This window comes from Serratia sp. OLAL2, assembly GCF_002752475.1.
Classification (GTDB): Bacteria; Pseudomonadota; Gammaproteobacteria; order Enterobacterales; family Enterobacteriaceae; genus Serratia; species Serratia bockelmannii.
Genome location: NZ_MSTL01000019.1, coordinates 79,699 through 106,006, shown reverse-complemented (window position 1 = coordinate 106,006; position 26,308 = coordinate 79,699). Strand labels below are relative to the sequence as shown.

Sequence of the window (26,308 nt, the reverse complement as noted above, 5' to 3'; positions counted from 1 at the left end):
AACCTGATAAAAAATAACCCATTGGACCTGTCTTATGCCCGCTTTTCCCTCGCGTACCCGCGCCACGCTGTTCGGTTTGTTGGCCATTGTGCTGTGGAGCAGCGTGGTTGGCCTTATTCGCAGCGTCAGCGAAGGGCTGGGGCCGATAGGCGGTGCGGCGATGATCTACAGCGTCAGCGCGGTGTTTTTGCTGGTGGCGCTCGGCGTGCCGAAATGGCGCAGCTTTCCGCGGCCTTATCTGATCGTCGGCAGCCTGCTGTTCGTCAGCTACGAGATCTGCCTGTCGCTGTCGCTCGGCTACGCCAATACCCGCCTGCAGGCGATAGAAGTGGGCATGATCAACTACCTGTGGCCCTGTTTCACCGTGCTGATGGCGCTGGCGCTCAACGGCCAAAAGGCGAAATGGTGGCTGCTGCCGGGACTGCTGCTGTCGCTGTTCGGCATCGGCTGGATCATGAGCGGCGAGGGCGGCTGGTCACCGGCGCAGATGCTGGCCAACGTGCGCAGCAATCCGCTCAGCTATACGCTGGCGTTCAGTGGCGCAGTGATCTGGGCGCTGTATTGCAACCTGACCAAGAAGATCGCCCAGGGCAGCAACGGTGTGGTGCTGTTCATCGTGCTGACCGCGCTGGCGCTGTGGTTGAAGTATGCCTTCAGCGCGGAAAGCGGCATGCAGTTCAGCGCTGGCGTGACCGTAACGCTGCTGTGCGCCGGAGTGGCGATGGGGGCGGGGTATGCCGCCTGGAACGTTGGCATTTTGCACGGCAACATGACGCTGCTGGCCACCGTCTCTTATTTCACCCCGGTGCTGTCGGCGGTGTTCGCCGCGCTGGTGTTGCATACCTCGCTGACCGCCAATTTCTGGCAGGGCGTAGCGATGGTCACGCTTGGCTCGCTGATCTGTTGGCGGGCAACTCGCGGAAATTAACGGAAATTATCCGCCGTCGGCGCAATGTTGAACTAGAATTTAACTAGCCATGTTGCCTGAAGGAACGACGACGATGAGAAGCGACATTCAATTTATTCAACAGCCTGAAATCGACGTGCATCACTATGAGCGCGGCGATACCGTGCGCCTGACCACGGCGAATCTGCGGCACGAATATCAGCTCGACGTTTATATTTTGCGCCGCGACGACAAGCTGATTTACGGTTCGGTCGTCGCGGCGGCGCCCAAGACCGACATTCCGGTTGCCAACTGGGAGGTGAAAAACGGCGAAGAGGTGGCGTTCCGCCAGGAAAACATCGCCAAGGCGGTGCCGGCGGTAAACTGATCTCAGCTTTCGCGCCGCAGTTGTTTACCGAGAAACATTTTTCGATAGTCCGCCGGCGTTACCCCCAGCCGGCGGATAAATGCCCGCCGCATCAGCTCTGCACTGGAAAAACCGCAATGCGCCGCCACCTGTTTTGGCGCCAATACGCCGAGTTCCAATAACCTGCGCGCTTCGGCGATGCGGGCTTCCTCGAGCCATTTAGCGGGAGAGGTGCCGACCTCGTTGCCGAACAGCCTGCTGAAATGCCGCGGGGTGACGCCGGCGCGTTCCGCCAGGCTGGCTACGTTGTGCGGTAACCCGATATTGTCTATCGCCCAGCGTTGCACTTCCTGCAGCATTGAGCGCCCGGCCAGGGTCGCCTGTTCCCGATAGCTGAATTGCATCTGCCCGCCGGGACGGCGGAAAAACATCACCAGCTGGGCCGCGACCCGCTGCGCGATCTCACGCCCTAAATCGTCTTCCACCATTATCAGCGCCAGATCCAGCCCTGAGGTCACGCCAGCGGCAGTCTGCAGGCGCCCGTCACGCACATAAATGGCGTCTTTATCCACCGTGACCTGAGGATAGCGGCGACACAATTGATCGGCTACCGCCCAGTGGGTGGTGATTTGCCGCCCATCCAACAGGCCGGCCTCCGCCAGCAGAAAAGCGCCGCTGCACACCGAGCCGTAGCGGCGAGTGCGGGGTACCACTCTGCGTAGCCAGTCCAGCGTGCGTGTTTCGCTTTCGCCGTCGGCGATACCCGGTGCACCGGCGATGAGCAACGTGTCGATCGCCTGTTCACGCCATTGGGTGATGGCGAGATCCGGCACGAGTTTGACGCCGGATGAGGACACGATCGGCGCCAGCGTCTTTCCGACTACCTGCAGATGATAGGCGGCATAGCCGGCTTGCAGATTGGCCTCGGCGAAAACATCCAGCGGACCGGAAACGTCCAGCAGCTGCACCTGTGGCACGGCGAGAATAGCGATGGTTTTACTCATGGCATGCGATATCCCGATGGATGGGGGATGTCCCTAATCGTTGATTAATGGCAATTGAGGACATTCAGTGTAACGCCTAATCTAACCGGGTTCCAGACAACGGGAGAATCAAGTTATGAGTTTAACCATCAACGGCATCAGCGTGCCGGATAGCGCGATGGCGCGTCAGGCGACCGAGTTAGTGCGCGACACCGAATCAGATCTGCTGTTTCACCACTCCAGCCGGGTGTATTACTGGGCGGCGCTGGCGGGGCAGCAGCGCAAGCTGGCTTACGATCCTGAACTGCTGTACGTCGGCTGCCTGTTTCACGATATGGGACTGACGCACGATCACTGCAGCTGCGACAAACGTTTCGAAGTGGATGGCGCCGATGCGGCGGCCGAGTTTTTACGCGGGCACGGGGTCAGCCGTCAGGATATCGATCGGGTATGGACGGCGATCGCGTTACACACCACGCCGGGGATCCCGGAATACATGCACCCGCTGATTGCGCTGGTGACCGCGGGGGTAGAGATGGATGTGTTAGGGATCAATTACCAGGGCTATGACGCGACGCTGCGAGAGCGGGTAGTGGAGTTGCATCCCCGCGGGGCAAACTTCAAGGAAGCGATTATTCAGGCGTTTTACGACGGGATTCGACATAAGCCGGACAGCACCTTCGGCAACGTCAAAGCGGACGTGCTGGCGGATAAGGAACCGAGCTTTGTTCGCGGTAATTTTTGCAGCCTCATTCGTCGTTCGATGTGGCCAGCGTGATCGGCTGCCGCTTCTCTCTCGCCGGCGAGTTTTCGCCGGCATTTCCCGCTTGAATGCCGTACTCCTCTTCATTGCCGGTTGATGACAGTTGGCTCAAAAACTGCGCTAAAAATCGATGTGCATGACAAAAATCACAGCGAATGTGAATTTGAATGAAACATAATTTGACAAATGTGAACGCAATCGATTACCTATTCGCGAAATGCGTAACTGGATCACAGATTCTTACAGTCAGTGGTTTCTATAATGCGCGCGTCATCCGAGTTTCTGTGTGAAGACAACGCCAGGTGTCGGCAGACTCATTGTCATCTTTTCTAAACGGGCAGGAAATGGCCCTTTAAGCATGTGGTAATAAAATGAAAAAAATAGCTCTCGCAGCAGGTGTACTGCTCGCAGCGTCTTACAGTGCATCATCAATGGCTGATAGCAAAGACAGTCAATATGTCTCCGACTGGTGGCACCAGAGCGTTAACGTGGTGGGCAGCTACCACACCCGTTTCGGACCGCAGCTGAATAACGACGTGTATCTCGAATACGAAGCCTTCGCCAAGAAAGACTGGTTCGACTTCTACGGTTACGTTGACGTGCCGAAGTTCTTCGGCGTGGGCAATACCCCGGATCGCGGCATCTGGGACAAAGGCTCCCCGCTGTTTATGGAGATTGAACCGCGCTTCTCCATCGACAAGCTGACCGGCACCGATCTGAGCTTCGGTCCGTTCAAAGAGTGGTACTTTGCCAACAACTACATCTATGACCTGGGCCACAACGCCGACGGTCGTCAAAACACCTGGTACATGGGTCTGGGCACCGATATCGACACCGGCCTGCCGATGAGCCTGTCGATGAACATCTATGCCAAATACCAGTGGGAAAACTACCAGGCTGCCAACGAGAACAGCTGGGACGGTTACCGCTTCAAGGTGAAATACTTCGTGCCGCTGACCCAGGTGTGGGGCGGCAACCTGAGCTACATCGGCTTCACCAACTTCGACTTTGGTTCCGATCTGGGCAAGGACAGCCATTGGGTTGACGGCACCGGCAAACAGGTGCGCACCAGCAACTCTATCGCCTCCAGCCACATTTTGGCGCTGAACTACGATCACTGGCACTATTCTTTCGTGGCGCGTTATTTCCATAACGGCGGCCAGTGGCAGGATGGCGCGGATATCGGTACCCCGCAGGGCCCGATCAAGTCTACCGGTTGGGGTTATTACCTCGTGGTCGGCTATAACTTCTGATTTTCCGTGCTATCAGAAACAGAAAACCCCGCCTGGCGGGGTTTTTTTGTCATCACTGTGCTTGTTCAGCCGGGAGATGCTTCACCGGCATAAACAGCCTGCCTTTGATCACGTGACATTCATTATTTATCCAACTAATGATTTGTTCACGGCTGACGCCTTCCGACTGCGCGTAACGATGAAGATCGCCGTTAAAGTGTCGAGTGATGTATTCCATGAGGGTCATTTGCACGTCTTTTGCTCCTGAACGCCCACCCGTTGCCAGCCTGGCCACCGCGGGAGGTTGAGGTTTCTCAGACAGCGAATGTAAATTATCGGCAACCAAATCTCAACATAAAGCACCAGATTGGGGCGACGGCGGCGGGAAAAAGAATCCCGCACGGAGAGGCGGGAAGTGTTCGCTATTATCATTATGGATGATAAGAATAAGATTTGAGGTGCGACGAAAAAGAGCACGCTAACTCTTTTTTGTTACCTTCCCACGCTAGCGTAAGGCTTATTTTTCTTCAAGAAAAATCTGAGACAAGCATCGGCATTTTCGAGGCGTTTTGCGTTGAGACAAGGTTTGAAAGCGAATGCCGTAAAAGCGCGCCGTTATCTCGGAGTTTTCCTTATACTTTGTCTGGAAAAGGCTAGCTATAGTCAACAGAGTCACCCACGCAGGAATACACAACATGAACAAACGTCGTACGACTCTCACGGTGTTAGCGCTGATTGCATCGCTGGGGTTGTCATCCGCCCCGGCCTTGGCCGACAAAGGCGGCAATGGTAACGGCAACGGGAACGGCCATGGCAACAGCGGCAATCACGGCAATAACGGCAATAACGGTAACCATGGCAACAACGGTAATCACGGCAACAAAGGCAATAAAGATAAAGGCGGCTATAGGAACGACGATAATCTGGTCTCCGTCAGCCTTTCGCGCGACCGCGCCCGTTCGCTGGCGCACAACTACGGCCTGACAGGCTATAGCTCGCTGCCACCGGGCATCGCCAAGAATCTGGCGCGTGGTAAACCGCTGCCGCCGGGCATCGCCAAAAAAGTGGTGCCTTACTCGATGCTGCGTGAGTTGCCGCAGTACCCGGGTTATGAGTGGCGTATCGCCGGCGACGATCTGGTGCTGGTCGCACTCAGCACCGCGATTGTGGCCTCCGTCATCAACGGCGTGTTCGACTAACGCCGGTTGGATCTCATCGGGCCTCGCTGCGGCGGGGCCTTTTTTATTTGCCGGCGCAGGGCTGACGTGGTGAACTTGGCGCCTGACCTTTTCACTGCATCATAAGGGAGGCGCCATGTTCAGGGCGTTATTGATAGCCTGCTGTTTGACCAGTTTTCCAGCGTTGGCAGACGGCGCTGCCGCCATCGGCGAACTGGTGAACCAACGGCTGTCGTTGATGAAAGACGTTGCCGGTTACAAGGCGCAGCAGCATTTGCCGATCGAAGACCTGGCGCAGGAGGCGAAGGTGTTGGCCAGCGCGCAGGCGGAGGCGGGGCGTTTGGGGCTGGAGCCGGCGTCGGTGCGGCCTTTTATCGCCGCGCAGATGGACGCCGCCAAGGCGATTCAGTACCGCTATCGCGCCGACTGGCTGGCGAGCCCGGAGCCCGGCTGGCAGCCGCGCCCGTTGGCGCAGGTGCGCCCACAGATCGCGCAGCTGAGCAGCCAGATATTGCAACGGCTGGCGGAGCGACTGCGTACCGGCCCGCTCGGCGAGGCGGATCGGGCGGCGTTTATGGCGTCTGTGGATCAGGTGAATCTCAGCGCCGCCGACAAGCGGCGGCTGGCGGATGCGCTGCTGGCGGTCAGAACCGGCAGCGCACGCTGAGCGTCAGTCGCGGCCGACGGTGCTGCGGCGGAAGGTCAGCATCCGGCTGCGGTTGGCGATGAGATCCACGTTGTAACCGCGGAAATAGAGGCAAAAGCGTTTCAACCATGGGCCGTCCTGGCACTCCACCAGCATGCGGCCCTGGCCGAGCGGGCTGAGCGTGCCGGTCTGCGCCGCCGGGCCGACGCCAATATGCACCCGATTGCCGCGAATTTCAAAGGCGGTGCGATAGTGCGGGTGATACCACAACCCCTGCACATGCTTCAGGCAGTCGCCGTTGGCCGTGACCGGCAGGAAACGGCGCGCCACATGCCCGACTTCGCCCTCGACCGCTTCGCCGGTCCACTTCAATTTGATTGGCATATGGGCGGACAGCGACACCGCGTAGCCGTCTTCGCCCTGATACAGCGGTTCATCGCTGCCCAGATAGGCCAGGTTGCCGTCTTTGACCTCCAGCCAGTGCGGCTCCGCCAGCGTGGCGTAGAGACCGTCGGGGATCGCCGTGCTGCGCTGCGGCAAAGGTTCGCCCAGCAGCGCTGCCATCACCTGCAAAGCCATCCCGAAACTGTCGCAGTCTTCGCGGTTGGCCACCAGCGCAACGCCGACCTGGCGATCGGGCGCCAGCAGGAAATAGGTTTTGTAACCGGCGTGGGAACCACCGTGGCCGAGCAAGCGGCGGCGGCCTAGCGGCGTCTGCGCCAGCCCCAGTCCATAGGCGCTGAGCTGACCCTGATTGAGGCGGCGCGGTGCGCCGAGTTGCGCCAGCACGCCCTGGCCGGGGCCCTGGTCGGCCAGCAGCGTTTGCAGCCAGCGGGTGAGGGCGTTGAGGCTGCCGGTCAGGCTGCCGGAGGCGGAAAGGTGCAGACCGGCGCTGGCGTGTTGCCAGCCCCGCGCCGCACGCCAGTAACCCGGCACCAACCCTGGCACCACGTCGAACCAGCTTTCCGGCGCTTGCATCTGCACCTGCAGCGGCCGGGCGATGTGCTGTTGCACCAGTTGGTCGAAATCATACCCTTTGCTGCGCAGCGCGGCCTCCAGCAGCCGATAGCCGGTATTGCTGTAGGCGATCTCGCTACCGGCTTCATAGTTCAATCTTTCCAGCCCCTCGACAAACTGCATCACCGGTTGCGCCTCGCTGACGGCATGCAGCGATATGCCCAGCAGACCGAGCGTCTCGCGCACGTCAGGCAGACCGCCGGTCATGTCCAGCGCCTGGCCGACGGTAACGTCCGCCAACGCGGGCTGCAGGGTGGGCAGCAGTTCGCCCAGGCGTTGTTCGAGTCGAATGGCGCGATCGGTGGCGTTCAGCGCCAACGCGGCGAAGATGTGCTTGGTCACTGAGGCGTAGCGCACCACGCTGTCGGCGGTGAAGGGGGTATTCTGCGCCAGATCGGCCAAGCCGGCACTGGCGGTGGCGCGGAGTTGTTCGGCGTCAAACAGGGTGATGGCGCCGCCGGGTTCGCCACGCCGTTGCCAGCCGGCCAGCAATTGTTCGGCGAGAGCGCCGGCAGCGCGCCAGTTTAACGGTGTTACAGACATAGGGCCTCCAGAGTGATGGTTCGAAACGGGCCAGCTCGGCCACACGCCGCCCGGCGCTGACGATGAGCGCGGGCTTTTCGGCTGATTGTGGCGCAGCGCGTTTTTCGTCGGCCGCTGTTTTGTGCGCTGTTTAGACCAGTCAGTAGGGAATCACGCGAAACTTTGATATAGCGCGCAGATTGCGGCTGACGTTACGGTTAAGGACAGGGAGAGAAACAGGCGCCCGGCGGCGCCTGTAAAGGGGATCAGTTCAGTCTGGCGGCGCTGTCCAACAGGCCTTCAATCATCTGCTTGAGCAGGCGCTGCAGCGAGGCGGCGCGCTGCGGTTCGAACGCGAAAGGATACTGTTCGGACATGTAGTTGACCTGCGCCAGCTCGAGCTGGATCGCATGCTGCTGCTGCTGCGGTTGGCCGTAGGCGCGGGTGATGTAACCGCCCTTGAAGCGGCCGTTCAGCACGTGGGTGTACTGCTGTTGCTGCTCGCAGCAGGCGACCAGCCGATCGCTCAGCGCCTGGGCGCAGCTTTCACCGCCGTTGGTGCCGAGGTTGAGATCCGGCAGTTTGCCGTCGAACAGCCGCGGGATCACCGAGGCGATGGAGTGCGCGTCGAACAGCAGCGCATAGCCGTGCTGCGCTTTGAGGCGTACCAACTCGTCCTGCAGCTGCTGATGATAAGGTTGCCAAATTTGCTGCAGATAGCCGGCGCGTTCTTCGTCCGTCGGCGCTTTGCCCGGCAGGAAGCTTGGGCGGCCGTCGAACAGCACATCGGGATACAGACCGGTGGTGGCGGTGGTGTACAGCGGCTTGTCGTCCGCCGGGCGATTCAGGTCGATGACGAAGCGCGAATAGTTGCCGACCAGTACGCTGGCGCCCATCGCCCGGGCGAAGTCGTACAGCTGCGGGATATGCCAGTCGGTATCGGGCAGCGGGCGGGCATCGTCGGTCAACCCGGCCTCGACCGCCGGCGTCAGTTGTGTGCCGGCGTGTGGGATGCTGATCAGCAGCGGCAGGCTGCCGATCTGGAAGCTAAAAGGATCGCGAATGGTCATTGACGTACTTCTCCTCGGAAAATCACCGTACAGGGCAGCTGGCCGCCCAACCAATAAGCCAGTTCCGCCGGCCGCGACAGCGGCCAGTGAACAAAGTCCGCCACCTTGCCGGTTTCCAGCGTGCCGTGGCTGTGTTGCAGCCCCAGCGCTTTGGCAGCGTGGGTGGTAACGCCCGCCAGCGCTTCTTCCGGCGTCAGGCGGAACAGCGTGCAGGCCATGTTGATCATCAGACGCAGCGACAGCGCCGGCGACGTGCCAGGGTTGGCGTCGCTGGCGATCGCCATCGCCACGTGGTGCTTGCGGAACAGCTCTACCGGCGGGCACTGGGTTTCGCGCAGCAGGTAGTAGGCGCCCGGCAGCAGCACCGCCACGGTGCCGGCGTCGCCCATGGCGCGGGCATCTTGCTCGGTGGCGTATTCGAGATGGTCGGCGGAGAGCGCGTGATGGCGCGCCGCCAGCGTGCTGCCGCCGAGGGCGGAGAGTTGCTCGGCGTGCAGTTTGACCGGCAAACCGGCGGCTTCGGCGGCGGCGAAGACTCGCTCCACCTGCGCCGGTGAGAACGCCAGGTGTTCGCAGAAGGCGTCAACCGCATCCGCCAGGCCGGCGGCGGCGGCCTGAGGGATGATGGTATCGCAGACCAGATTGATGTAGTCGTCGGCGCGGTTTGCGTATTCCGGCGGCAGCGCATGGGCCGCCAGACAGGTGGTTTTCACCTCGACCGGCAGCCGCTCGCCCAACTTGCGCGCCACCCGCAGCATTTTCAGCTCGCTTTCCGGGCTGAGGCCATAGCCGGATTTGATCTCCACGCAGGTGACGCCTTCCGCCAGCAGCGGACGCAGGCGGAACAGCGCCTGCTCCAGCAGCAGCGCTTCGTCGGCCTCGCGGGTGGCTTTCACGGTGGAGATAATGCCGCCGCCCTGCGCGGCGATGTCGGCATAGCTCACGCCGTTCAGCCGCTGTTCGAACTCGCCGCTGCGGTTGCCGCCGAACACCAGGTGCGTGTGGCAATCAACAAAGCCGGGTGTGATGATGCCGCCGTTGAATTTCACCGTTTCGTCCGCGATCAGGCCGGGCGGCAGCGCCGCATGTTCGCCAATCCAGACGATCTTGCCGTCGCGTACGGCGATCGCGCCGTCGGTCAGGGTGTGATAGTTGCCGTCGCGCATGGTGACGATATCGGCGCCGTGCCACAGGCTGTCACAGTGAATCTCAGACGTCATTGCTTTCCTCCGCCGGAGCCGCAGCTCCCACATGGTTGTATATACAATTAAAAACAACCTAACGCATTCACCGGGATGTCACAAGAGGCGGGAGAGATTTTGTTATCAGGATGTGATCGACAGCGGAGATGCGGGCGCAGGGCGCGCCCGCCGGGGATCAGACTTCGCTGGTGAAGCGGCCGAACAGTTGATAACGGCTGCCGGGGTACAGCAGCCTGGCCGAGGTCACCACGGTTTTGCCGGACCAGGTGCGGCGGTGGATCAGCAGGCCGGGTTCGTGGTCTTCCAGCTGCAGCAGCTCGCTTTCGCGCCGGGTGGGGATCACCGCTTCGACGATGTGTTCGCCGGCGGTCAGCGGCGCGGCCTGCGTCAGATAGGTGTAAGGCGTGACGCGGTCGAAATCCTGCTTCAGGTAATCCGGCGCCACCAGCGGGTTGACGCAGCGGTCTTCCACCTGCACCGGCACGTCATTTTCGTAATGCACGATCTGCGAGTAGAACAGCCGTTGGCCGGGTTGAATGCCCAGCGCCGTCGCCTCTTCCTCGCTGGCCGGGCGGGCCTTCAGCTCGAGGATCTTGCTGCTGTGGCGATGACCGCGCGCGGCGATCTCATCGGCGATGTTGTGCACTTCCAGCAGCGCGGTATGCGCCTTGGCTTCGGCGACGAAGGTGCCGACGCCCTGCATGCGGATCAAAAAACCTTCGCTGGTCAGCTCGCGCAACGCGCGGTTGATGGTCATGCGGCTGACGCCCAGTTCCGCCACCAGTTCACTTTCGGAGGGCACGCGCTGGTGCGGTTGCCAATGCCCCGCACGAATTTGATTCACGATCGCCTGTTTGACCCGTTGGTAGATCGGGGCGGGGGCATCGCTCATTGCAGCCGCCAGTTGTAACACGGTCTGTTGTTCAGCCACGACGTTAACCTCGTCAAATAAAAAAATAATAACACCAGTTTACTGTTGATGTCGGCGTATGTATATGTATATACAACTAGTGGCCGTCGCGCCAGAAACTTGCCGGCGACCGCCAAAAATTCCTGAATGCGCGCCATCGCCGCGCCTCATTCGCCGTTACATCAACCGTGGAATACTGCCATGCCTGCTTATTTTGCCCCACGCGCTTTGCTCCCTGAGGGCTGGGCGCATAACGTCCGGCTGGACGTCGATGCGCAAGGTTATCTGACTCAAGTTACCGCCAACGCTGAGCCGCAAGGCTGCATCCGGCTGCACGGCGACGCGGTGCCGGGCATGCCGAACCTGCACTCCCACGCTTTCCAGCGCGCGATGGCCGGGCTGGCGGAAGTGGCGGGCAACCCGCAGGACAGCTTCTGGACCTGGCGCGATCTGATGTACCGCCTGGTGCAGCGCCTGACGCCGGAGCAGGTGGAGGTAGTCGCCCGTCAACTGTATATCGAAATGCTCAAGGGCGGATACACCCAGGTGGCCGAATTCCACTACCTGCATCACGACGCCGACGGCAAGCCTTACGCCGATCGCGGCGAGATGACCGGCCGCCTCAGCGCGGCCGCGCATCAGGCCGGCATCGGCATGACGATGCTGCCGGTGCTTTACAGCTACGCCGGTTTCGGCGCCCAGGCGGCCCAGCCGGGGCAGAAACGTTTTATCCAGGACACCGAAAGCTATCTGCATCAGCAGCAGGTGATTGCCCGTCAGCTGGCGGATCGCCCGTTGCAGAACCAGGGGCTGTGCTTCCACTCGCTGCGTGCGGTGGAGCTGGGGCAGATGCAGCAGATTTTGGCCGCGTCGGATCGCACCTTGCCGGTGCATATTCATATCGCCGAGCAGCAAAAAGAGGTGAACGACTGTCTGGCGTGGAGCGGACAGCGCCCGGTGGCCTGGCTGTATGACCACCTGCCGGTCGATCAGCGCTGGTGTCTGGTGCACGCCACCCATCTGGATCGCGACGAGCTGGAAGCGCTGGCGCGCAGCCGCGCGGTGGCCGGCCTGTGCCTGACCACCGAAGCCAACCTCGGCGACGGCATTTTCCCTGGCGACGCTTACCTGCAGCAGCAGGGGCGCTGGGGCATCGGTTCCGACAGCCACGTTTCGCTCAACGTGGTGGAAGAGCTGCGCTGGTTTGAATACGGCCAGCGGCTGCGCGATCAGCGTCGCAATCGCCTGACGACACCGGAACAGTCGGCGGTGGGCGATGTGCTGTACCTGCAGGCGCTACAGGGTGGCGCGCAGGCGTGCGGCGCGCCGATCGGCCGGTTGCAGAGCGGCTATCGCGCCGACTGGCTGGTGCTGGACGGCGACGATCCGTATTTGGCGGCGGCGCCGGATGCCTCGATCCTCAATCGCTGGCTGTTCGCCGGCGGCAAGGAGCAAATTCGCGACGTGTTCGTCGGTGGCCGGCAGGTGATCGATCAGGGGCGGCACGCGCTGCAACAGCAGAGCAGCGCAGAGTTCCTGCAGGTGCTGAAAACCTTTCAGCAGGAGGCGTAATGAGCCTGACCCGTTTTAACTTCGCCGCGCTGCCGGTCAGCCCGTGGCGCAACGGCGGTGGGGAAACCCGTGAAATCGTCAGCTGGCCGCCGGGCGAGCCGGATTTCGACTGGCGCGCCAGTATCGCCACCATCGCGCAGGACGGGCCGTTTTCCGCCTTTGCGGGCATCGATCGCTCGATAACGTTGCTGGAAGGCGACGGCGTGCGGCTGTTCAGCGCCGGGCATATCGACCATCAGTTGGCGCGTATCGGGGAGCCGTTCGCCTTTTCCGGCGATGTGGCGCTGGAAGCGACGCTGCTGGGCGGCGCCAGTCAGGATTTCAACATCATGACACGCCGCGGCCGGCAGGCGGCCGAGGTGCTGCGCAGCACGGTGCCCGTCACCCTGTCACCCAACCGGGCGGGCGTGCTGTATGTGCTGAGCGGTGTTTGGTCGCTGCCGGAGGGCGGAGAACTGCGGGCGTGCGAGGGTGTCTGGTGGACGGCGGCGGGCGGCGAAGTGGCGCCGCTGACGGCCGACGGCGCGATCCTGTGGGCGAACATCACAGCCTGCTAACGCAGAGTAGAGTCCTGCGCCCGGTTATGGGATTATTCACTTTTCCCCATTAATCATAAAGAAGGGCGCATGGCTTCGCTGAAAGACGTCGCAAAACTTGCCGGAGTCTCGTTGATGACGGTGTCCCGCGCCATCAATGAACCCGGCAAGCTGCGGCCGGAAACCTATCACCGCGTCAAACAGGCGATCGACCAGTTAGACTACGTGCCGGATCTGTCGGCGCGGCGTATTCGCGGTGACGGAAATCGCGTGCAGACGCTCGGCGTGCTGGCGCTGGACACCGCCACGACGCCGTTCTCGGTGGAAATGATCCTGTCGATTGAGAAAACCGCGCGCGAGCGCGGCTGGAACAGCTTCGTCGTCAACCTGTTTGCCGACGACAACGCCGAACAGACCGTCGATCTGCTGTTGGCGCATCGACCGGATGGGGTGATATTCACCACGATGGGGCTGCGTGAGGTGACGCTACCGGCCAAACTGCTGGACAAAAAGCTGGTGTTGGCCAACTGCGTCAGCCCGGCGCATTCGATCGCCAGCTACATTCCTGATGATGAGCAAGGGCAGTATGACGCCACGCGCACGCTGATCGCCAAAGGCTATCGCGCGCCATTGTGCATTCATTTACCGGCGGATACGCTGGCGGCGGGCCTGCGCCGCCGCGGTCTGGAACGCGCCTGGCGCGAAGCGGGGCGCGATGTTGAACAGCTGCAGCAGTATCATCTCGATCTGAGCGGCGGCGATCAAAGCTATCGCGACTGCGTCGCGTTGCTGGAGCGGCATTTCTCTGCAGGACGGCGCGATTGCGATGTCGTGGTGTGCGGAAACGATCGGATAGCGTTTCTGGTGTATCAGGTATTGCTGGCGCAAGGATGGCGGATACCGCAACAGGTGGCGGTGCTGGGCTACGACAATATGGTCGGCACCGGTGAGCTGTTCCTGCCGGCATTGACGACGGTGCAGCTGCCGCATTACGAGTTGGGCCGTCTTGCGGCGCTGCATGTGATTGAGCGGCGGGAACAGCGTGATACGGTGAAAGTGCCTTGCCCGCTGTTGGAGCGTGGTTCGCTGTAGCCACACCGGGCGCGCCGCTGCGCGCCCGGCGCTCATTCCCATTACCCCCAGATGCTCGCCAACTGCCATCCCGTGATGGGCTCGAACTGCGCCCGGCCGCCTTCGGCGAACAGGCGGAGACGGCGATCGCCCGCCGTCGGATAGATGCGGCTGGTCAGGCAGGCCTCTCCCTGATTCACGAAGATTTCCAGCGATGAGCGATCGATAAAGATCCGCAGCGACAGGATGTCACCCTCCGGCAGCGGCACACTGCGGCAGGTGCACAGGGCGGGGTGTTCATGAAAACGCTCCAGCACCAGTCGGTGCGCCTGATTGTCGACAAACAGGCGCGCCGCACTCCCGATAGCCAGCCCGTAACGCTCGGCGTCGTTGTCGGCCGGCCTCAACGTCAGGGTGAGTTCCTGCACGTCGTTCGTCAGCGGCAGATGCTGATTGGTCAGCGTCTGCGCCAAAAACGTGTGTGGCTCTCGGCGCAGCGCCGCCAGTTCACGCGCCGGGTTCATGCGGACGCTGCCGTCGGCGGCCAGCGTCAGTTCGCGCGGCAGGGTGAGGGCGCCGGCCCAGCGATGCGCTTTGCTGGGCATTGGGGATTCCCACATATCCATCCAGGCAAACAGCAGCCGACGGCCGTCGGCGGCGGTGAAGGTCTGCGGCGCATAGAAATCGTGGCCGGCATCCAGCTCACAGAAGGGCTGGGTCACCGTAAAGTCGCCGTCCGGCCGCCAGTGGCCGAGCAGATAGCCGCTCTGGAAGCGATTGCGATAGCGGTAGCCCTGCGCCGCCAACCCCTGCGGCGAAAACAGCAGCAGATGTTGCTCCCCCAGCGGGAAGAAATCCGGGCATTCCCACATATAGCCCTGATGCGCCGTTTGCGCGCCGGCCAGCACCCGATCGAAGCGCCAGGCGCGCAGGTCGGCAGAGCGGTACAGGCGCACCTGGCCCAGGCCGTTTTCTTTGGCGCCGACCACCAGCCACCATTCGCCGTTTTCGCACCAGACTTTCGGATCGCGAAAATGCTGAATGCCGTCCGGCGGGGCCAGTACCGGCCCGTGTTTGATGAAGCGTATGCCGTCTTCGCTGGTGGCCAGACATTGCACTTCCCGCACCTGGCTGTCGTCACCGGGTTCGCCCAGCCACACGTGGCCGGTGTAAATCAGCGTCAGCACACCGTTGTCATCTACGGCGCAGCCGGAAAAGCAACCGTCTTTGTCATAGGGCGCATCGGGTGCCAGGGCGATGGGCTGATGCTGCCAGCGTATCAGGTCGCGGCTGGTCGCGTGCCCCCAGTGCATGGGGCCCCAGTGTTCGCTATAGGGGTGATGCTGGAAGAAGGCATGATAGACGCCGTCAATACAGATCAGGCCGTTGGGATCGTTGATCCAGCCGGCGGGCGGCGCGAGATGGAACTGCGGGTAGTAATCGTCTCGGCGCTCTGCACGCAGGGCTTCGACCGCATGGTCGGCTTGAGCTAAGGCAGTGTTCATTGGACAGACTCACTTGATTTAATGGCGGATTGAAAGGGGGCTACGCTGGCGGAACGTTCGCCGCGCAGCAGGAAACAGGAGACAAGCGTCGTGGCGGCGACCGCGCAGCCCATCAGCAGATAGGTGTCGGCAAAGCCGATGCGGTCATAACCGTAGCCCGCCAGCGGCGACAGGAAGCTGGCCATCACCTGGGTGATGAACTGGAAGCCTACCAGGTACAGTGTGGAGGAGAGTCGGCTGTCAAAGCGGCTCGCGATGTATTTGAAGATAGCGATCAGCAGGATTGGCAATTCTACGGCGTGCAGCAGTTTCATGGCGGAGATCATCAGGGCGCCGCTGACTAAGCCGGAACCGAACATGCGCAGCGCCATCACGCCACCGGCCAGCAACAGCCCCTGTTTGGCGCCGATGCGGTTCACCAGCAGCGGCGCCAGGAACATGCCGCCGGCCTCGAGGAAGACCTGCAGCGAGTTGAGAAAACCGTACATCTCGTTGCCCTGTGCGCGAGAAGCGAACTGTGAAGCGAAGTAGACCGAAAATTGCTGATCGAAAACGTTGTATACGCTGATCCCCAGCACAAACACCACCAGTGCCCAGAAGCCGGGCATGCGCAGCAGCGCCAGCGCGTCCTGCAGCCGCAGGTTTTCCGGTTTGCCGAACGCCAGGCCGGCCATGGCGTTCGGCTTCAGCTCGCGTACCTGGCTGAGCAGCACCAGGAACACCACGGCGGCGGCGGAGGCCAGCCAGAAATTGATGTTCGGATTGATATTGAAGATAAAACCGGCCACAAAGGTGGCGCTGGCCCAGCCGAGCGAGCCCCACATGCGGGCGCGGCCGAATTCGAAACCGCTGATGCGGCTGACTCGCTCGGTATAAGATTCCAGCGCGCCGATACCGGCGAAGAAGGTCGCGCCGATGAACACCCCGCCGACCAAAGCGCCGAGCGGCAGGCTGCTCGCCAGCAGCGGGGCGTAAACGTAGATAAAGAACGGGCCGGTCAGCAGCAGCATCACGCCGAGAAACTGCAGCAGGTGTTTGCGCAGCCCAAGTTTATCCTGAATAAACCCGTACAGCGGCTGGGCGCACAGCGCCACCAACGAGATAGCGGAGAAGATCAGGCCGGTCTCGGCGCCTTTCAGGCCGATCTTCTGATTCAGCCACAGCGAGATCAGCGAAAAGCTGGAAGACCAGGTGAAGAAAAAGAAGAACAGCAGGCCGCTGAGCAGCACGTAATATTTTTTAGTTTCGCGGTTCATGGGTAGGGCCCCGGTGAGTGAAGTTAGCTCTATTGTTAACGTTAACTCGCGAAGGGATGAAGCGGCCAGATATCACGCATGAGATGTTAATCACAAAAGTTAACGTTAACATTTTTGCCTTGTGATCGAGGTCACGAGTTGGCAAGGGGGCGATGTGCCCCCGGAGGATTAACGTTCGTTAAGCGAGCGCAGATGATCGTCGCGGCGCAGCGTCATCAGCGCAAACAGGCTGACCACCGAGGTGGCGACCACGTAGTAGGCGGGAATGTCGATATTGCCGGTCTGTTTGATGAGGCCGGTGATAATCAGCCCGGCCGAGCCGGAAAACACCGCATTGGACAGCGAGTAAGCCAGCCCCAAGCCGGTATAACGCACCCGGGTCGGGAACATTTCCGCCAGCATCGCCGGGCCGGGGCCGGCCAGCAGGCCGACTACGGCGCCGGCGACCATCACTGCCAGCCCTTTGGCCCACAGTGAACTCTGCGCATCCTGCAACAGGTGCAGCAGCGGGAAGGTGAACAGGATCACCGCCGCCACCGCCGTCAGCATCACCGTTTTACGCCCCAGTTTGTCGCTGATGATGCCCGCCGGCAGAATGGTCAGGGCGAAGCCGACGTTGGCCAGCACCGTCGCCACCAGCGCCTGCTGGAAGGTGGCGTGCAACGAGGTTTGCAAATAGGAAGGCATCACCACCAGGAAGGTATAGCCGGCGGCCGACCAGCCCATCATGCGGCCGATGCCGATCAATATGGTTTTCGCCACGCCGCCCAAGCTCGCCTCCTGCGGTGCGGCGCTGTGTTCCGCGGCCTGTTGCGCCTGGGTAAACGTGGGCGTCTCTTCGAGCTTGAGCCGCAGCCACAGCGCCACAGCGCCCATCGGCAGCGCCAGCAGGAAGGGAATGCGCCAGCCCCAGTCATGCAGCTGCTGCACGCTGAGCAGCGCGGCCAGCAGCGCCACCAGCCCGGCCCCGGCCAGCAGGCCGAGCGCGACGGTCAACGATTGCCAGGCGCCGAACAGCCCGCGTTTGCCCTTCGGGGCGAATTCGGTCATCAGTGATACGGCGCCGCCGAATTCGCCGCCGGCGAACAGCCCCTGAAACATGCGCAGCAGCGTCAGCAGCAGCGGGGCGGCGACGCCGATCGAGGCATAGGTCGGCATGACGCCGATCAGTGCGGTGGCCAGCGTCATCAACAACAGAACCGCAATCAGCGTCGGGCGACGGCCGATGCGATCGCCGATGCGGCCGAAGATCACCGCGCCGATCGGCCGGCAGAAAAACGCCAGCGCGAAGGCGGCGTAGGTGAGGATCAGGCTGGTGACTTCATTTTCACCCTGCAGCGTGAAAAAATTGGCGGCGATGACGGTAGCCAGGAACCCGTACACCCCGAACTCATACCATTCGATAAAGTTGCCAACCGAGCCGGCCAGCAACGCCTGACGCGACCGGCGCGCGTCGAGAGTCTGTTGATTCATCCCCGTTCCCATACATTTGAATTATTGTTCGTCAGTTCTAAATTTATACGACAAAACAATCAATTGATTTCAGCGGGAACTGTGAGGCGCTCAGCGCATGCCGTCGATATGCCACCATTCGGGGCAAACATCGGCGAACGCGTGCGAGACCGGGCGCAGCTCCGGCAGATCGGCCCGATCGAAGCTGCCGGTGCTCAACGCCACCGTCGGCTCGTCGTCGATCGCCCCCAGCGTGCTGCCGCAGCGCGGGCAAAAGGCGCGGCTGGAATAGGGGGAAGAGCGGTAGAGCGTGGGCATGCCGCCCGGGCCATTCCACTCGACGGCCTGACGCGGAAATTCGACCCAGCAGAGCGTCGGTGCACCGGAGTGGCGCCGGCAAAATTCGCAGGAACAGCTGTGTGGGTTACCGGGCAGGCCGTGCACCTGAAAGCGAATATGTCCGCACAGGCAGCCGCCGCTATAGCCTGGATTTTCCATGAGTTCTCCGTCATAAACGCGGGAATGGCGATGAAAATCACTATAGCGGCATCGCGAAAAAATAACAGGCCCCGCCGGTGGCTTACCAGAGTAACGGCGCCGGCTCGCGGCCGTTTTCGGCGTAGTACAGCGACGGCAGGAACTGTGCCAGATAGCTGAACTCGTTGTAGCAGTGGCGCATCAGGTTAAACCCGATGTCGTCCGAGAGTTCGTCGTGGGCGTTGGCGCAGGCTTTACCCAGCAGGAAACGGCTGCGCAGCACGCACCCGTACGGCGTATCGCGCGCCAGATGCAGCATCTCGCCGTCGCAGGGATCGCCGTTGTCATCCAACGCCACCTGATCGCCGAAGCCGATGCGCGCACACACGGCGGCGGAGAGCGCCTGCGCATCACGCGCCTGGCGCAGCGGCTGCGGCGCGAAGAAGTCCTCGGCGGCGTGAAACTTGAGGCGTGCCGCGACCGGCGGCAGTTCCGCCAGCCATTCGACCGCTTCGATGCTGGCGCCGACGTAGCTTTCCCCTTTTTTCCAATGGCGATCCCAGCCGCGATGTTCGACGTGATCGTGCGGGTGCCACCAGTTGATGTGCTGCGTGTTCTCAAAGAAGGTGAACCACCAATCCAGCATGCGCCCCTTGCAGCCGTGCAGATCGGTACGGACCGCGACGGTAAGCAGGCCGTCGGCGCTGCGGCTCAGCCCCATCTCCAGCCGCAGTGGTTCAGGCTTGAGCAACTCGTTGATATCGTTAACGCCCCACGGCGCCAGCAGGGAGGGATGTGTCATAATGGGGTCCTGTTTTATTTTGGAAACGAATAATGTTTCTAAAATAAAACTATGCCGGTATGCTGAGTCTGTCAATGCTTGTGAGGAATAAATATGGCGAATCCGAATGAAGAACCGCTACGTGCCCGCGGCCGGCCGGCCACGCCGGAAACGGCGCTGCGCGCCGCGCTGGCGCAGGCGACGCTGGCGTTGCTGCTCGACGGCGGCTATGCCGCAGCAACGGTGGACGCGGTAGCGAAACGCGCCGGGGTGGCTAAAAAAACCCTGTATCGCTTTGCGGCCAATCGCGACGAACTGGTGGCGCAGGCGGTGAGCGGCTGGACCGAGGCGTTTCAGCCAGTCTTCGCCCAGGATGCCGGGCGGTGGGAGGCGGTGGCGCCGCTGTTGGAAAAAGGGCTGCAGGCGGTGGCGCAGCAGGTATTGAGCGCCGAAGCGGTGGGGATGTTTCGGCTGCTGCAAAGCGAGTTTCCGGGGCGCGAGGGGATGCTGGAGAGCTACCAGCGCAACGGCATTCAGCGCGGCCGGGCGACGGTGGCGGACTGGCTGCAGCGCCAGCAGCAGTGCGGGTGGCTGCGTGAGCGCGACTGGGCGCAAACCAGCGACCTGCTGTTGGCGATGACCATCGCCGAACCGCTACGGCAGATGACGCTGGGACTGTTGCCGCCGGGCAGCGCGATCGACGAGCGCATCGAGGCGGCGGTAGCCCTGGTGATGCCGGGTTTGCTGGTGGAAGGATGAAAACAAGAAAGGGCCGAAAGTTCGGCCCTTAAACAGCAGAATGCAAAACGTCTGCGTTACAGCTTCGGCCCGGCGTTCACCAGTTTTTCGCCCGTCGGGGTGACGGTATATTTGGCGAAGTTATCGATAAAGCGCTGCGCCAGATCCTGCGCCTTCTCCTGCCACAGCGATTCGTCGGCATAGGTTTTGCGCGGATCGAGAATCGACGGATCGACGCCCGGCAGCGCGGTCGGCACTGCCAGCCCGAAGATCGGCAGCGTGAAGGTCTCGGCCTGCTCAATGTCGCCATTCAGAATAGCGTCGATAATGCCGCGCGTATCTTTGATAGAAATACGTTTGCCGCTGCCGTTCCAGCCGGTGTTGACCAGGTAAGCCTGGGCGCCGGCGGCCTCCATGCGTTTCACCAGCACTTCGGCGTACTGCGTCGGGTGCAGCGTCAGGAAAGCGGCGCCGAAGCAGGCGGAGAAGGTCGGCGTCGGGGCGGTGATGCCGCGCTCGGTGCCGGCCAGCTTGGCGGTGAAGCCGGACAGGAAGTGGTACTGGGTTTGCTCAGGCGTCAGGAGCGATACCGGCGGCAGTACGCCAAAGGCGTCGGCGGTCAGGAAGATGATCTTGCGCGCATGGCCGGCTTTGGACACCGGTTTGACGATGTTCTCGATGTGATAAATCGGATAGGAGACGCGGGTGTTCTCGGTTTTGCTGGCATCGTCGAAGTCGATGCTGCCGTCGGCCAGCACGGTGACGTTTTCCAGCAGCGCATCGCGGCGGATCGCCTGATAGATTTCCGGCTCCGCCTGCGGCGACAGCTTGATGGTCTTGGCGTAGCAGCCGCCTTCGAAGTTGAACACGCCGTCGTCGTCCCAGCCGTGCTCGTCATCGCCGATAAGCTGGCGTTTCGGATCGGTGGAGAGGGTGGTTTTGCCGGTGCCGGACAGGCCGAAGAACACCGCCACGTCGCCTTTCTCGCCCACGTTGGCCGAGCAGTGCATCGAGGCGATGCCCTTCAGCGGCAGCAGGTAGTTCATGATCGAGAACAGGCCTTTTTTCATTTCGCCGCCGTACCAGGTGCCGCCGATCAGCTGCATGCGTTCCGTCAGGTTGAAGGCGACGAAGTTCTCCGAATGCAGCCCTTGCTGCTGCCAGTCCGGGTTGGTGCATTTGGCGCCGTTCATTACCACGAAGTCCGGCTCGAAGTCCGCCAGTTCGGCGTCGCTCGGGCGAATAAACATGTTTTTCACGAAGTGCGCCTGCCAGGCCACCTCGGTAATGAAGCGCACTTTCAGGCGCGTGTCGGCGTTGGCGCCGCAGAACGCGTCCACCACGAACAAACGCTTGCCGGAGAGCTGGTTGCCCACCAGCGTCTTCAGATGCTGCCAGACTTCCGGCGACAGCGGCTGGTTGTCGTTCTTGCCGGTGCCGTTGTCGGACCACCAGACGGTGTCGCGCGTGGTGGTGTCGCGCACGATGTATTTGTCCTTCGGCGAACGGCCGGTGAACTCACCGGTCGCGACGTTGACCGCACCCAGTTGGGTGAGGGTGCCGCGTTCCAGCGGCGGCAGGTCGGCGCGGGTCTCTTCGGCGAACAGCAATTCATAGCTGGGGTTATAGACGATATCGGCGGCCTGATGGATGCCGTAGCGAGCGAGAGTTTGTGGGGTAACAGCGCGTGAAGACATATTCTACTTCCTTATGAGTCATATTATGCCTCTTTCCCGAGCGGTGCCGCGCGCAGGATTAAGGTTCGGATCAAGCTGACCGGATTCAGCTACTGCGTTTCCGGTTCTTTATTAATAAAACAGGGGGCTTTTTCGCCCTCCTATAGCATAGCAGCGAATTTAAACCTGCTTACTTTAATTACAAAATGCTGACGATAATTAATTAAAACCAACCTTGGCGGAGGGTCACAATATTGAATTCCGTCGGTGTAATTTAGTTTTGCATTTTTATTTTTTATCATATCTTCAGGGCTGTCTACTGTTTTATTTCTTATTAGAAAAAGCGAAATCCACAATAGGATTTTTCGTAATCATTTGTTTTTGCTTGGCAATGGCGGGATGTTGCGCCAGGTGAATCTAACCGTACTGTACGCTTGTCAGCAGGGTGAATAATGAAACAGATAAATGCAGAACTGGCCTGTGATAAAAATACGGCATCGTCCGAATCCTCAGGATTAATTAATCAACTTCGTCAAATGGATATCGGCGCGGTACCGATCGCGTTGTTTATCACGATTTGCGCCATCGTGGCGATTTCCGCCTATGCCAACTTCCTGCCGAAAAATATGATCGGCGGCCTGGCAGTGATAATGACGCTGGGCTTTGCGCTGGCTCAGTTGGGAAAAAGCATTCCCGTGCTGCGCGATATCGGCGGGCCGGCCATTCTGTGTTTGATGGTGCCCTCGGTGCTGGTCTATTTCAATGTCTTCCAGCCCAACGTTATGGGCACCGTCCATCTGCTGATGAAAGACGCCAACCTGCTTTATTTCGTCATCGCCAGTCTGGTGGTCGGCAGCATTCTCGGCATGAACCGGGTGATCCTGATCCAGGGGATGATTCGCATGTTCGTGCCGCTGGTGGTGGGTACGATCACGGCGGTGATCACCGGGCTGCTGGTGGGCAAGCTGTTCGGCTTTACCTTCTATCACACCTTCTTCTTCATCATCGTGCCAATCATCGGTGGCGGCATCGGCGAGGGGATTTTACCGCTGTCGCTGGCCTATTCGGCGATCCTGGGCTCGACGCCGGACGTCTACGTCGCGCAGCTGGCGCCGGCGGCGGTGCTGGGTAACATCTTCGCCATCGTGACCGCCGGGGTGTTGGCGCGTATCGGCATGCAGCGCAAGGCGCTGAGCGGCGACGGCATGCTGATCCGTTCGGCGCAGGAGAACGCGATGTTCGCCATCAAGGAGCAAAGCGGCAACGTCGATTTCCAACTGATGGGCGGCGGGCTGCTGGTGATCTGCGCCTTCTTTATCGTCGGCGGCCTGTTCGAACACATCGTGCATATTCCCGGCCCGGTGCTGATGATCCTGTTCGCGGTGCTGTGCAAGTACTGCCGGGTGATCCCGGCCTCGATGGAAACCGGCGCGCACAGTTTCTACAAGTTCGTCTCCACGGCGCTGGTGTGGCCGCTGATGATCGGTCTGGGTATGCTGTACGTGCCGCTGGAAAGCGTGGTGGCAGTGTTCTCGGTCGGTTATGTGGTGGTCTGCGGCTCGGTGGTGCTGTCGATGGGGCTGGTCAGTTTCCTGATTGCGCCTTACCTGAAGATGTTCCCGGTGGAGGCGGCAATCGTCACCTGTTGTCACAGTGGCCTGGGCGGCACCGGCGATGTGGCGATCCTGTCGGCGTCGAACCGTATGGGGCTGATGCCATTCGCCCAAATCGCCACGCGCATTGGCGGCGCTTCCACGGTCATTGGCGCGACGCTGCTGCTCGGTTGGTTAGTCTGAGTCCAGAGTTTCTTATGGATAACCGGGGTTGGATTGCCCCGGTTTTTTTATGCGTTTTTTCCGCTCATCGTGATAATGCTGATGATTATCTTGAAAATCATTCGTATGGCGCAAATGCATAGTCGGACTTTATCTGAGAAAATTCTGTACTCGATGAAAATGTGTCTATTCTTTTCTCTTAAGGGATTATCGTTCTCATTCAGAGTGCCGAGGGAAGGCGCCACCGCATTACCGATATCCCCGTATTGATTCAACACCGGGCCGCTGCCGTTCAGGCAATCCGCCAGTTGGGGCATCCCCCCGATTGAATTGACGAATATGGAGATAAGGTTATGTCATCAAGCAATGCTTCCGTTAAGGCCGAAGGCGTATTAGCCCTGTTGGGCGCTTATAAACCCGATGAAGACGACACCATTACCGTGCTTCATCCGTCGAAAACGTTCGAAAACGCCGGCCTGGAGCTGGTGCGCGGCGATCGCAGTTGGCACGACAAGGGCGTGACCGACACGCCGGTCTCTCTGACCTACAGCTTCTGGGAAAAGGCGCCGGGCAACATGTCGAGCATGGGCATCAGCGGCTTCAGCAGCTTTAATGCCGAACAGCGCGAGCAGGCTAAACTGTCGCTGCAGTCATGGTCAGACGTGGCTAACATCACCTTCACCGAAACCAGCAACACCGCCGCTGCCAACATCAAATTCGGCCTGTTCGACTACAGCTCGCGCGGCTCCTATGCCTTTGCGTATAACCCGGACACCTCGCCTTCGGTCGCCGGGCAAACCTGGTATAACGCCAAGAACCATACCTTCGTCAACAACCAGATCCATGAGAACGAGTACGGTCGCCAGACCTTCACCCATGAAATCGGCCATGCGCTGGGGTTGCAGCATCCGGGCGACTATAACGCCGCGCCGGGCGTCAGCATCACCTACGCTAAAGACGCGACCTACTTTGAGGACAGCCGCGCGCACAGCCTGATGAGCTATTTCAGCGAAAGTAACACCGGGCAGGACTTTAAAGGCGCGTACTCTTCCGGGCCGTTGCTCAACGACATCACGGCGATCCAGCATTTCTACGGTGCCAACATGAACACCCGCACCGGCGATACGGTTTACGGATTCAATTCCAACACCGATCGCGACTTCCTCACCGCCACCGGCGCGCAGGACAAGATAATTTTCACCGCCTGGGATGCCGGCGGCAACGACACCTTCGACTTCTCCGGCTTCGGTCAAAATCAGCGCATCAACCTGAATGAAAAGGCGTTCTCGGACGTCGGCGGCCTGAAAGGCAACGTGTCGATCGCCGCAGGCGTAACGATTGAAAACGCCATCGGCGGGTCGGGTAACGATGTGCTGGTCGGGAACGCCGCCGATAACGTGCTCAAGGGCGGCGCGGGTGATGACGTGCTGTACGGCGGCAAAGGGGCGGATCAGCTGTGGGGCGGCGCCGGCAAGGACACCTTCGTCTACTTTGCGGCGAATGAGTCGACGGCGGCGGCGCCGGATTGGATCCGCGACTTCGTGCGCGGCGAGGACAAGATCGATCTGACGCTGTTCAACACCGGCAGCGCCGACGGCATCCGCTTCGTCGATCAGTTCAGCGGCAAGGCGGGCGAGGCGAAGCTGAGCTACGATGAGCAAAATCACGTCAGCGATGTGGCAATCAACCTGGGCGGCGCCTTTGACGGCAACGACTTCCTGGTGAAAGTGGTGGGGCAGCCGCTGGATGCCGGCGATTTCGTGTTGGCGTAATGCAGGCAACAAAAATAGGGCGTTTTGGGCAAAAACCCGACAATTCCTATTAATTACGTCATATTAGCGTGACATAGTAGCGCGCAGAAGGCCGGGCTTGCATACCTCGGGCTTCTGTCGAATCGCCAACCTTTTCGGTTGGCGATTCATTTTCCGCCTTTCAGCATGTTGATGGCGGCGCCGAGTAGGATGCGCCGTTCGATATCGTTGCTGTCCGCCAACTGCCGCGCCAGATGTTTTTCCAGCGTTTCCACCGACAGCGCTTCACCGCGATGGCGCAGCTGCATCACGCCGTCGCCGATCAGGCGTGCGACCTCATCCCATACGGGTTTAATCTCCTGTTCCGAGAACGTCATGGTCTACACCTCGGTGGGTTGATTTTTGCCCAATGTAACAGCTGAACTGCGGCTTCGCTACCCGCCGCCTAAAACAGGAAGCATAAAAAACAAGCCATCAGTATTTCTTCTGGTTTTTACGCTCAATACTGACGGTGTCGAAAAGCAGGAGAAAACATCATGAACTGGGTCGAAACCTTGGCGGAGTACTACCGCCTGAGCCGCACGGGTGAAACGCAGCATTGGCTGTGTCGCCGCTGGTTGCTTCAGGGGGAGGCGCGTTTGGCCTATTTGCAGGAGTTGCTGGAGCCGACCGCGCCACGGCGGCGATGAACAGGGCGCCGGCGTTCGGCCGGCGTCGTCTCGCGGCATTAACCGAAGGCGATCGCCGCCCAACGCAACAGCAGCAATGCCAGGCAGATCAGCAGCAGCACCACGACCATTTTACTGAGCTTGTTGCCCATGCGTTTTGTTGCCACGTTGCGCCCCTTTTAGCTGAAATACCACCCGCCGGCGAGGGTGATGAGGACAAGCGTCACTAACGCGACGCCGTTGAGTAAATCGCTGAAGGTATCGTCAGCATCGA

The 26,308-nt window shown here is 60.7% G+C and carries 27 protein-coding genes; 13 read left to right on the top strand and 14 right to left on the bottom strand.

What is annotated here, in order from left to right:
- Positions 1–34 precede the first annotated feature (34 nt).
- Positions 35–928 carry an aromatic amino acid DMT transporter YddG gene (gene yddG, locus BVU99_RS17835; RefSeq protein ID WP_089195809.1) on the top strand — a complete coding sequence of 298 codons (894 nt, stop codon included), beginning with the start codon at positions 35–37 and terminating at the stop codon, positions 926–928.
- Positions 929–1,001: 73 nt separating this feature from the next.
- Positions 1,002–1,274, top strand: a complete 273-nt coding sequence (locus BVU99_RS17830) for a hypothetical protein (protein WP_025302556.1) — start codon at positions 1,002–1,004, stop codon at positions 1,272–1,274.
- Positions 1,275–1,276: 2 nt separating this feature from the next.
- On the opposite strand, the gene BVU99_RS17825 is transcribed toward BVU99_RS17830, so the two are convergent.
- On the bottom strand, positions 1,277–2,257 hold the full coding sequence (locus BVU99_RS17825) for a GlxA family transcriptional regulator (protein WP_025302557.1): 981 nt from the start codon (positions 2,255–2,257) through the stop codon (positions 1,277–1,279).
- Between the two features lie 115 nt (positions 2,258–2,372).
- Between BVU99_RS17825 and BVU99_RS17820 the strand changes: the two genes are divergently transcribed.
- Positions 2,373–3,014 (top strand): HD domain-containing protein, encoded by a 642-nt coding sequence (locus BVU99_RS17820; protein WP_089180818.1) that lies wholly within the window; start codon positions 2,373–2,375, stop codon positions 3,012–3,014.
- Positions 3,015–3,370: 356 nt separating this feature from the next.
- Positions 3,371–4,252, top strand: coding sequence for a nucleoside-specific channel-forming protein Tsx (locus tag BVU99_RS17815; RefSeq protein WP_004941293.1), 882 nt, complete (start codon positions 3,371–3,373; stop codon positions 4,250–4,252).
- A gap of 52 nt (positions 4,253–4,304) precedes the next feature.
- On the opposite strand, the gene BVU99_RS17810 is transcribed toward BVU99_RS17815, so the two are convergent.
- Positions 4,305–4,484, bottom strand: coding sequence for a hypothetical protein (locus BVU99_RS17810; RefSeq protein WP_025302559.1), 180 nt, complete (start codon positions 4,482–4,484; stop codon positions 4,305–4,307).
- 442 nt (positions 4,485–4,926) lie between these two features.
- Between BVU99_RS17810 and BVU99_RS17805 the strand changes: the two genes are divergently transcribed.
- Together BVU99_RS17805 and BVU99_RS17800 are read left to right on the top strand one after the other, a co-directional pair.
- Positions 4,927–5,430, top strand: a complete 504-nt coding sequence (locus BVU99_RS17805; protein WP_049209162.1) for an anti-virulence regulator CigR family protein — start codon at positions 4,927–4,929, stop codon at positions 5,428–5,430.
- A gap of 115 nt (positions 5,431–5,545) precedes the next feature.
- A complete protein-coding gene (locus BVU99_RS17800) occupies positions 5,546–6,076 on the top strand; it encodes a chorismate mutase (protein ID WP_043141419.1) in 531 nt (176 codons plus the stop codon).
- Positions 6,077–6,079: 3 nt separating this feature from the next.
- Here the strand turns inward: BVU99_RS17800 and BVU99_RS17795 are convergent, their stop codons facing one another.
- The 4 genes from BVU99_RS17795 to hutC form a co-directional block, all read right to left on the bottom strand.
- The gene (locus tag BVU99_RS17795) at positions 6,080–7,615 is read right to left on the bottom strand and encodes a serine hydrolase domain-containing protein (RefSeq protein WP_049204075.1); all 1,536 of its coding nucleotides are present in this window, start codon (positions 7,613–7,615) and stop codon (positions 6,080–6,082) included.
- A gap of 245 nt (positions 7,616–7,860) precedes the next feature.
- Positions 7,861–8,664 (bottom strand): N-formylglutamate deformylase, encoded by an 804-nt coding sequence (gene hutG / locus BVU99_RS17790; protein WP_089180365.1) that lies wholly within the window; start codon positions 8,662–8,664, stop codon positions 7,861–7,863.
- Positions 8,661–9,884: an imidazolonepropionase gene (gene hutI, locus BVU99_RS17785; protein WP_025302563.1), complete on the bottom strand. Its 1,224-nt coding sequence runs from the start codon at positions 9,882–9,884 to the stop codon at positions 8,661–8,663. The genes hutG and hutI overlap by 4 nt, the downstream gene beginning before the upstream one ends.
- Before the next feature lie 157 nt (positions 9,885–10,041).
- A complete protein-coding gene (gene hutC, locus BVU99_RS17780; protein WP_025302564.1) occupies positions 10,042–10,797 on the bottom strand; it encodes a histidine utilization repressor in 756 nt (251 codons plus the stop codon).
- Between the two features lie 180 nt (positions 10,798–10,977).
- Here hutC and BVU99_RS17775 point away from each other — a divergent pair, with 180 nt between their 5' ends.
- From BVU99_RS17775 to BVU99_RS17765, 3 genes are all read left to right on the top strand, one after another.
- A complete protein-coding gene (locus BVU99_RS17775; RefSeq protein ID WP_049209158.1) occupies positions 10,978–12,348 on the top strand; it encodes a formimidoylglutamate deiminase in 1,371 nt (456 codons plus the stop codon).
- Positions 12,348–12,905, top strand: a complete 558-nt coding sequence (locus BVU99_RS17770; protein WP_060432926.1) for a HutD family protein — start codon at positions 12,348–12,350, stop codon at positions 12,903–12,905. The genes BVU99_RS17775 and BVU99_RS17770 overlap by 1 nt, the downstream gene beginning before the upstream one ends.
- A gap of 69 nt (positions 12,906–12,974) precedes the next feature.
- Entirely contained in the window at positions 12,975–13,976 is a 1,002-nt protein-coding gene (locus BVU99_RS17765) for a LacI family DNA-binding transcriptional regulator (RefSeq protein ID WP_049204079.1), read from the top strand.
- Positions 13,977–14,017: 41 nt separating this feature from the next.
- Here BVU99_RS17765 and BVU99_RS17760 read toward each other — a convergent pair whose 3' ends face one another.
- The 5 genes from BVU99_RS17760 to BVU99_RS17740 all read right to left on the bottom strand — a co-directional run bounded on the left by BVU99_RS17760 (position 14,018) and on the right by BVU99_RS17740 (position 19,447).
- The gene (locus BVU99_RS17760) at positions 14,018–15,460 is read right to left on the bottom strand and encodes a glycoside hydrolase family 32 protein (RefSeq protein ID WP_099817343.1); all 1,443 of its coding nucleotides are present in this window, start codon (positions 15,458–15,460) and stop codon (positions 14,018–14,020) included.
- Positions 15,457–16,716: an MFS transporter gene (locus tag BVU99_RS17755; protein WP_025302569.1), complete on the bottom strand. Its 1,260-nt coding sequence runs from the start codon at positions 16,714–16,716 to the stop codon at positions 15,457–15,459. Before BVU99_RS17755 ends, BVU99_RS17760 begins: the two co-directional genes overlap by 4 nt.
- 168 nt (positions 16,717–16,884) lie before the next feature.
- On the bottom strand, positions 16,885–18,189 hold the full coding sequence (locus tag BVU99_RS17750; RefSeq protein ID WP_025302570.1) for an MFS transporter: 1,305 nt from the start codon (positions 18,187–18,189) through the stop codon (positions 16,885–16,887).
- Positions 18,190–18,279: 90 nt separating this feature from the next.
- Complete coding sequence (locus BVU99_RS17745; RefSeq protein WP_025302571.1) at positions 18,280–18,666, bottom strand: GFA family protein; 387 nt, start codon at positions 18,664–18,666, stop codon at positions 18,280–18,282.
- Between the two features lie 82 nt (positions 18,667–18,748).
- A complete protein-coding gene (locus tag BVU99_RS17740; protein ID WP_025302572.1) occupies positions 18,749–19,447 on the bottom strand; it encodes a hypothetical protein in 699 nt (232 codons plus the stop codon).
- Positions 19,448–19,540: 93 nt separating this feature from the next.
- On the opposite strand from BVU99_RS17740, the gene BVU99_RS17735 reads away from it, so the two are divergent.
- Positions 19,541–20,185, top strand: a complete 645-nt coding sequence (locus tag BVU99_RS17735; protein WP_060447258.1) for a TetR/AcrR family transcriptional regulator — start codon at positions 19,541–19,543, stop codon at positions 20,183–20,185.
- Positions 20,186–20,241: 56 nt separating this feature from the next.
- Here BVU99_RS17735 and pckA read toward each other — a convergent pair whose 3' ends face one another.
- Complete coding sequence (gene pckA, locus BVU99_RS17730; RefSeq protein WP_099817344.1) at positions 20,242–21,861, bottom strand: phosphoenolpyruvate carboxykinase (ATP); 1,620 nt, start codon at positions 21,859–21,861, stop codon at positions 20,242–20,244.
- 431 nt (positions 21,862–22,292) lie between these two features.
- Here pckA and BVU99_RS17725 point away from each other — a divergent pair, with 431 nt between their 5' ends.
- Entirely contained in the window at positions 22,293–23,636 is a 1,344-nt protein-coding gene (locus BVU99_RS17725) for a 2-hydroxycarboxylate transporter family protein (protein WP_049295452.1), read from the top strand.
- Between the two features lie 332 nt (positions 23,637–23,968).
- A complete protein-coding gene (locus BVU99_RS17715; protein WP_099817346.1) occupies positions 23,969–25,387 on the top strand; it encodes a serralysin family metalloprotease in 1,419 nt (472 codons plus the stop codon).
- 146 nt (positions 25,388–25,533) lie between these two features.
- Here BVU99_RS17715 and BVU99_RS17710 read toward each other — a convergent pair whose 3' ends face one another.
- Positions 25,534–25,743, bottom strand: a complete 210-nt coding sequence (locus BVU99_RS17710; protein ID WP_004931526.1) for a hypothetical protein — start codon at positions 25,741–25,743, stop codon at positions 25,534–25,536.
- A 159-nt stretch (positions 25,744–25,902) separates the two neighbouring features.
- Between BVU99_RS17710 and BVU99_RS25155 the strand changes: the two genes are divergently transcribed.
- Positions 25,903–26,055 (top strand): hypothetical protein, encoded by a 153-nt coding sequence (locus BVU99_RS25155; RefSeq protein ID WP_162837925.1) that lies wholly within the window; start codon positions 25,903–25,905, stop codon positions 26,053–26,055.
- 38 nt (positions 26,056–26,093) lie between these two features.
- On the opposite strand, the gene yniD is transcribed toward BVU99_RS25155, so the two are convergent.
- The gene (yniD, locus tag BVU99_RS25330; protein ID WP_016928013.1) at positions 26,094–26,186 is read right to left on the bottom strand and encodes a small membrane protein YniD; all 93 of its coding nucleotides are present in this window, start codon (positions 26,184–26,186) and stop codon (positions 26,094–26,096) included.
- Positions 26,187–26,308: the final 122 nt, after the last annotated feature.

Coding starts and splice junctions, on each gene's coding strand:
- BVU99_RS17775 (WP_049209158.1), top strand. CDS start 10,978: ATGCCTGCTTATTTTGCCCCACGCGCTTTGCTCCCTGAGGGCTGGGCG.
- BVU99_RS17755 (WP_025302569.1), bottom strand. CDS start 16,716: ATGAACCGCGAAACTAAAAAATATTACGTGCTGCTCAGCGGCCTGCTG.
- BVU99_RS17725 (WP_049295452.1), top strand. CDS start 22,293: ATGAAACAGATAAATGCAGAACTGGCCTGTGATAAAAATACGGCATCG.
- pckA (WP_099817344.1), bottom strand. CDS start 21,861: ATGTCTTCACGCGCTGTTACCCCACAAACTCTCGCTCGCTACGGCATC.
- BVU99_RS17800 (WP_043141419.1), top strand. CDS start 5,546: ATGTTCAGGGCGTTATTGATAGCCTGCTGTTTGACCAGTTTTCCAGCG.
- BVU99_RS17715 (WP_099817346.1), top strand. CDS start 23,969: ATGTCATCAAGCAATGCTTCCGTTAAGGCCGAAGGCGTATTAGCCCTG.
- BVU99_RS17830 (WP_025302556.1), top strand. CDS start 1,002: ATGAGAAGCGACATTCAATTTATTCAACAGCCTGAAATCGACGTGCAT.
- BVU99_RS17760 (WP_099817343.1), bottom strand. CDS start 15,460: ATGAACACTGCCTTAGCTCAAGCCGACCATGCGGTCGAAGCCCTGCGT.
- hutI (WP_025302563.1), bottom strand. CDS start 9,884: ATGACGTCTGAGATTCACTGTGACAGCCTGTGGCACGGCGCCGATATC.
- BVU99_RS17770 (WP_060432926.1), top strand. CDS start 12,348: ATGAGCCTGACCCGTTTTAACTTCGCCGCGCTGCCGGTCAGCCCGTGG.
- hutG (WP_089180365.1), bottom strand. CDS start 8,664: ATGACCATTCGCGATCCTTTTAGCTTCCAGATCGGCAGCCTGCCGCTG.
- BVU99_RS17750 (WP_025302570.1), bottom strand. CDS start 18,189: ATGAATCAACAGACTCTCGACGCGCGCCGGTCGCGTCAGGCGTTGCTG.
- BVU99_RS17735 (WP_060447258.1), top strand. CDS start 19,541: ATGGCGAATCCGAATGAAGAACCGCTACGTGCCCGCGGCCGGCCGGCC.
- BVU99_RS17815 (WP_004941293.1), top strand. CDS start 3,371: ATGAAAAAAATAGCTCTCGCAGCAGGTGTACTGCTCGCAGCGTCTTAC.
- BVU99_RS17805 (WP_049209162.1), top strand. CDS start 4,927: ATGAACAAACGTCGTACGACTCTCACGGTGTTAGCGCTGATTGCATCG.
- BVU99_RS17820 (WP_089180818.1), top strand. CDS start 2,373: ATGAGTTTAACCATCAACGGCATCAGCGTGCCGGATAGCGCGATGGCG.
- BVU99_RS17740 (WP_025302572.1), bottom strand. CDS start 19,447: ATGACACATCCCTCCCTGCTGGCGCCGTGGGGCGTTAACGATATCAAC.
- BVU99_RS25155 (WP_162837925.1), top strand. CDS start 25,903: ATGAACTGGGTCGAAACCTTGGCGGAGTACTACCGCCTGAGCCGCACG.
- BVU99_RS17765 (WP_049204079.1), top strand. CDS start 12,975: ATGGCTTCGCTGAAAGACGTCGCAAAACTTGCCGGAGTCTCGTTGATG.
- BVU99_RS17825 (WP_025302557.1), bottom strand. CDS start 2,257: ATGAGTAAAACCATCGCTATTCTCGCCGTGCCACAGGTGCAGCTGCTG.
- yniD (WP_016928013.1), bottom strand. CDS start 26,186: ATGGGCAACAAGCTCAGTAAAATGGTCGTGGTGCTGCTGCTGATCTGC.
- yddG (WP_089195809.1), top strand. CDS start 35: ATGCCCGCTTTTCCCTCGCGTACCCGCGCCACGCTGTTCGGTTTGTTG.
- BVU99_RS17745 (WP_025302571.1), bottom strand. CDS start 18,666: ATGGAAAATCCAGGCTATAGCGGCGGCTGCCTGTGCGGACATATTCGC.
- BVU99_RS17795 (WP_049204075.1), bottom strand. CDS start 7,615: ATGTCTGTAACACCGTTAAACTGGCGCGCTGCCGGCGCTCTCGCCGAA.
- BVU99_RS17710 (WP_004931526.1), bottom strand. CDS start 25,743: ATGACGTTCTCGGAACAGGAGATTAAACCCGTATGGGATGAGGTCGCA.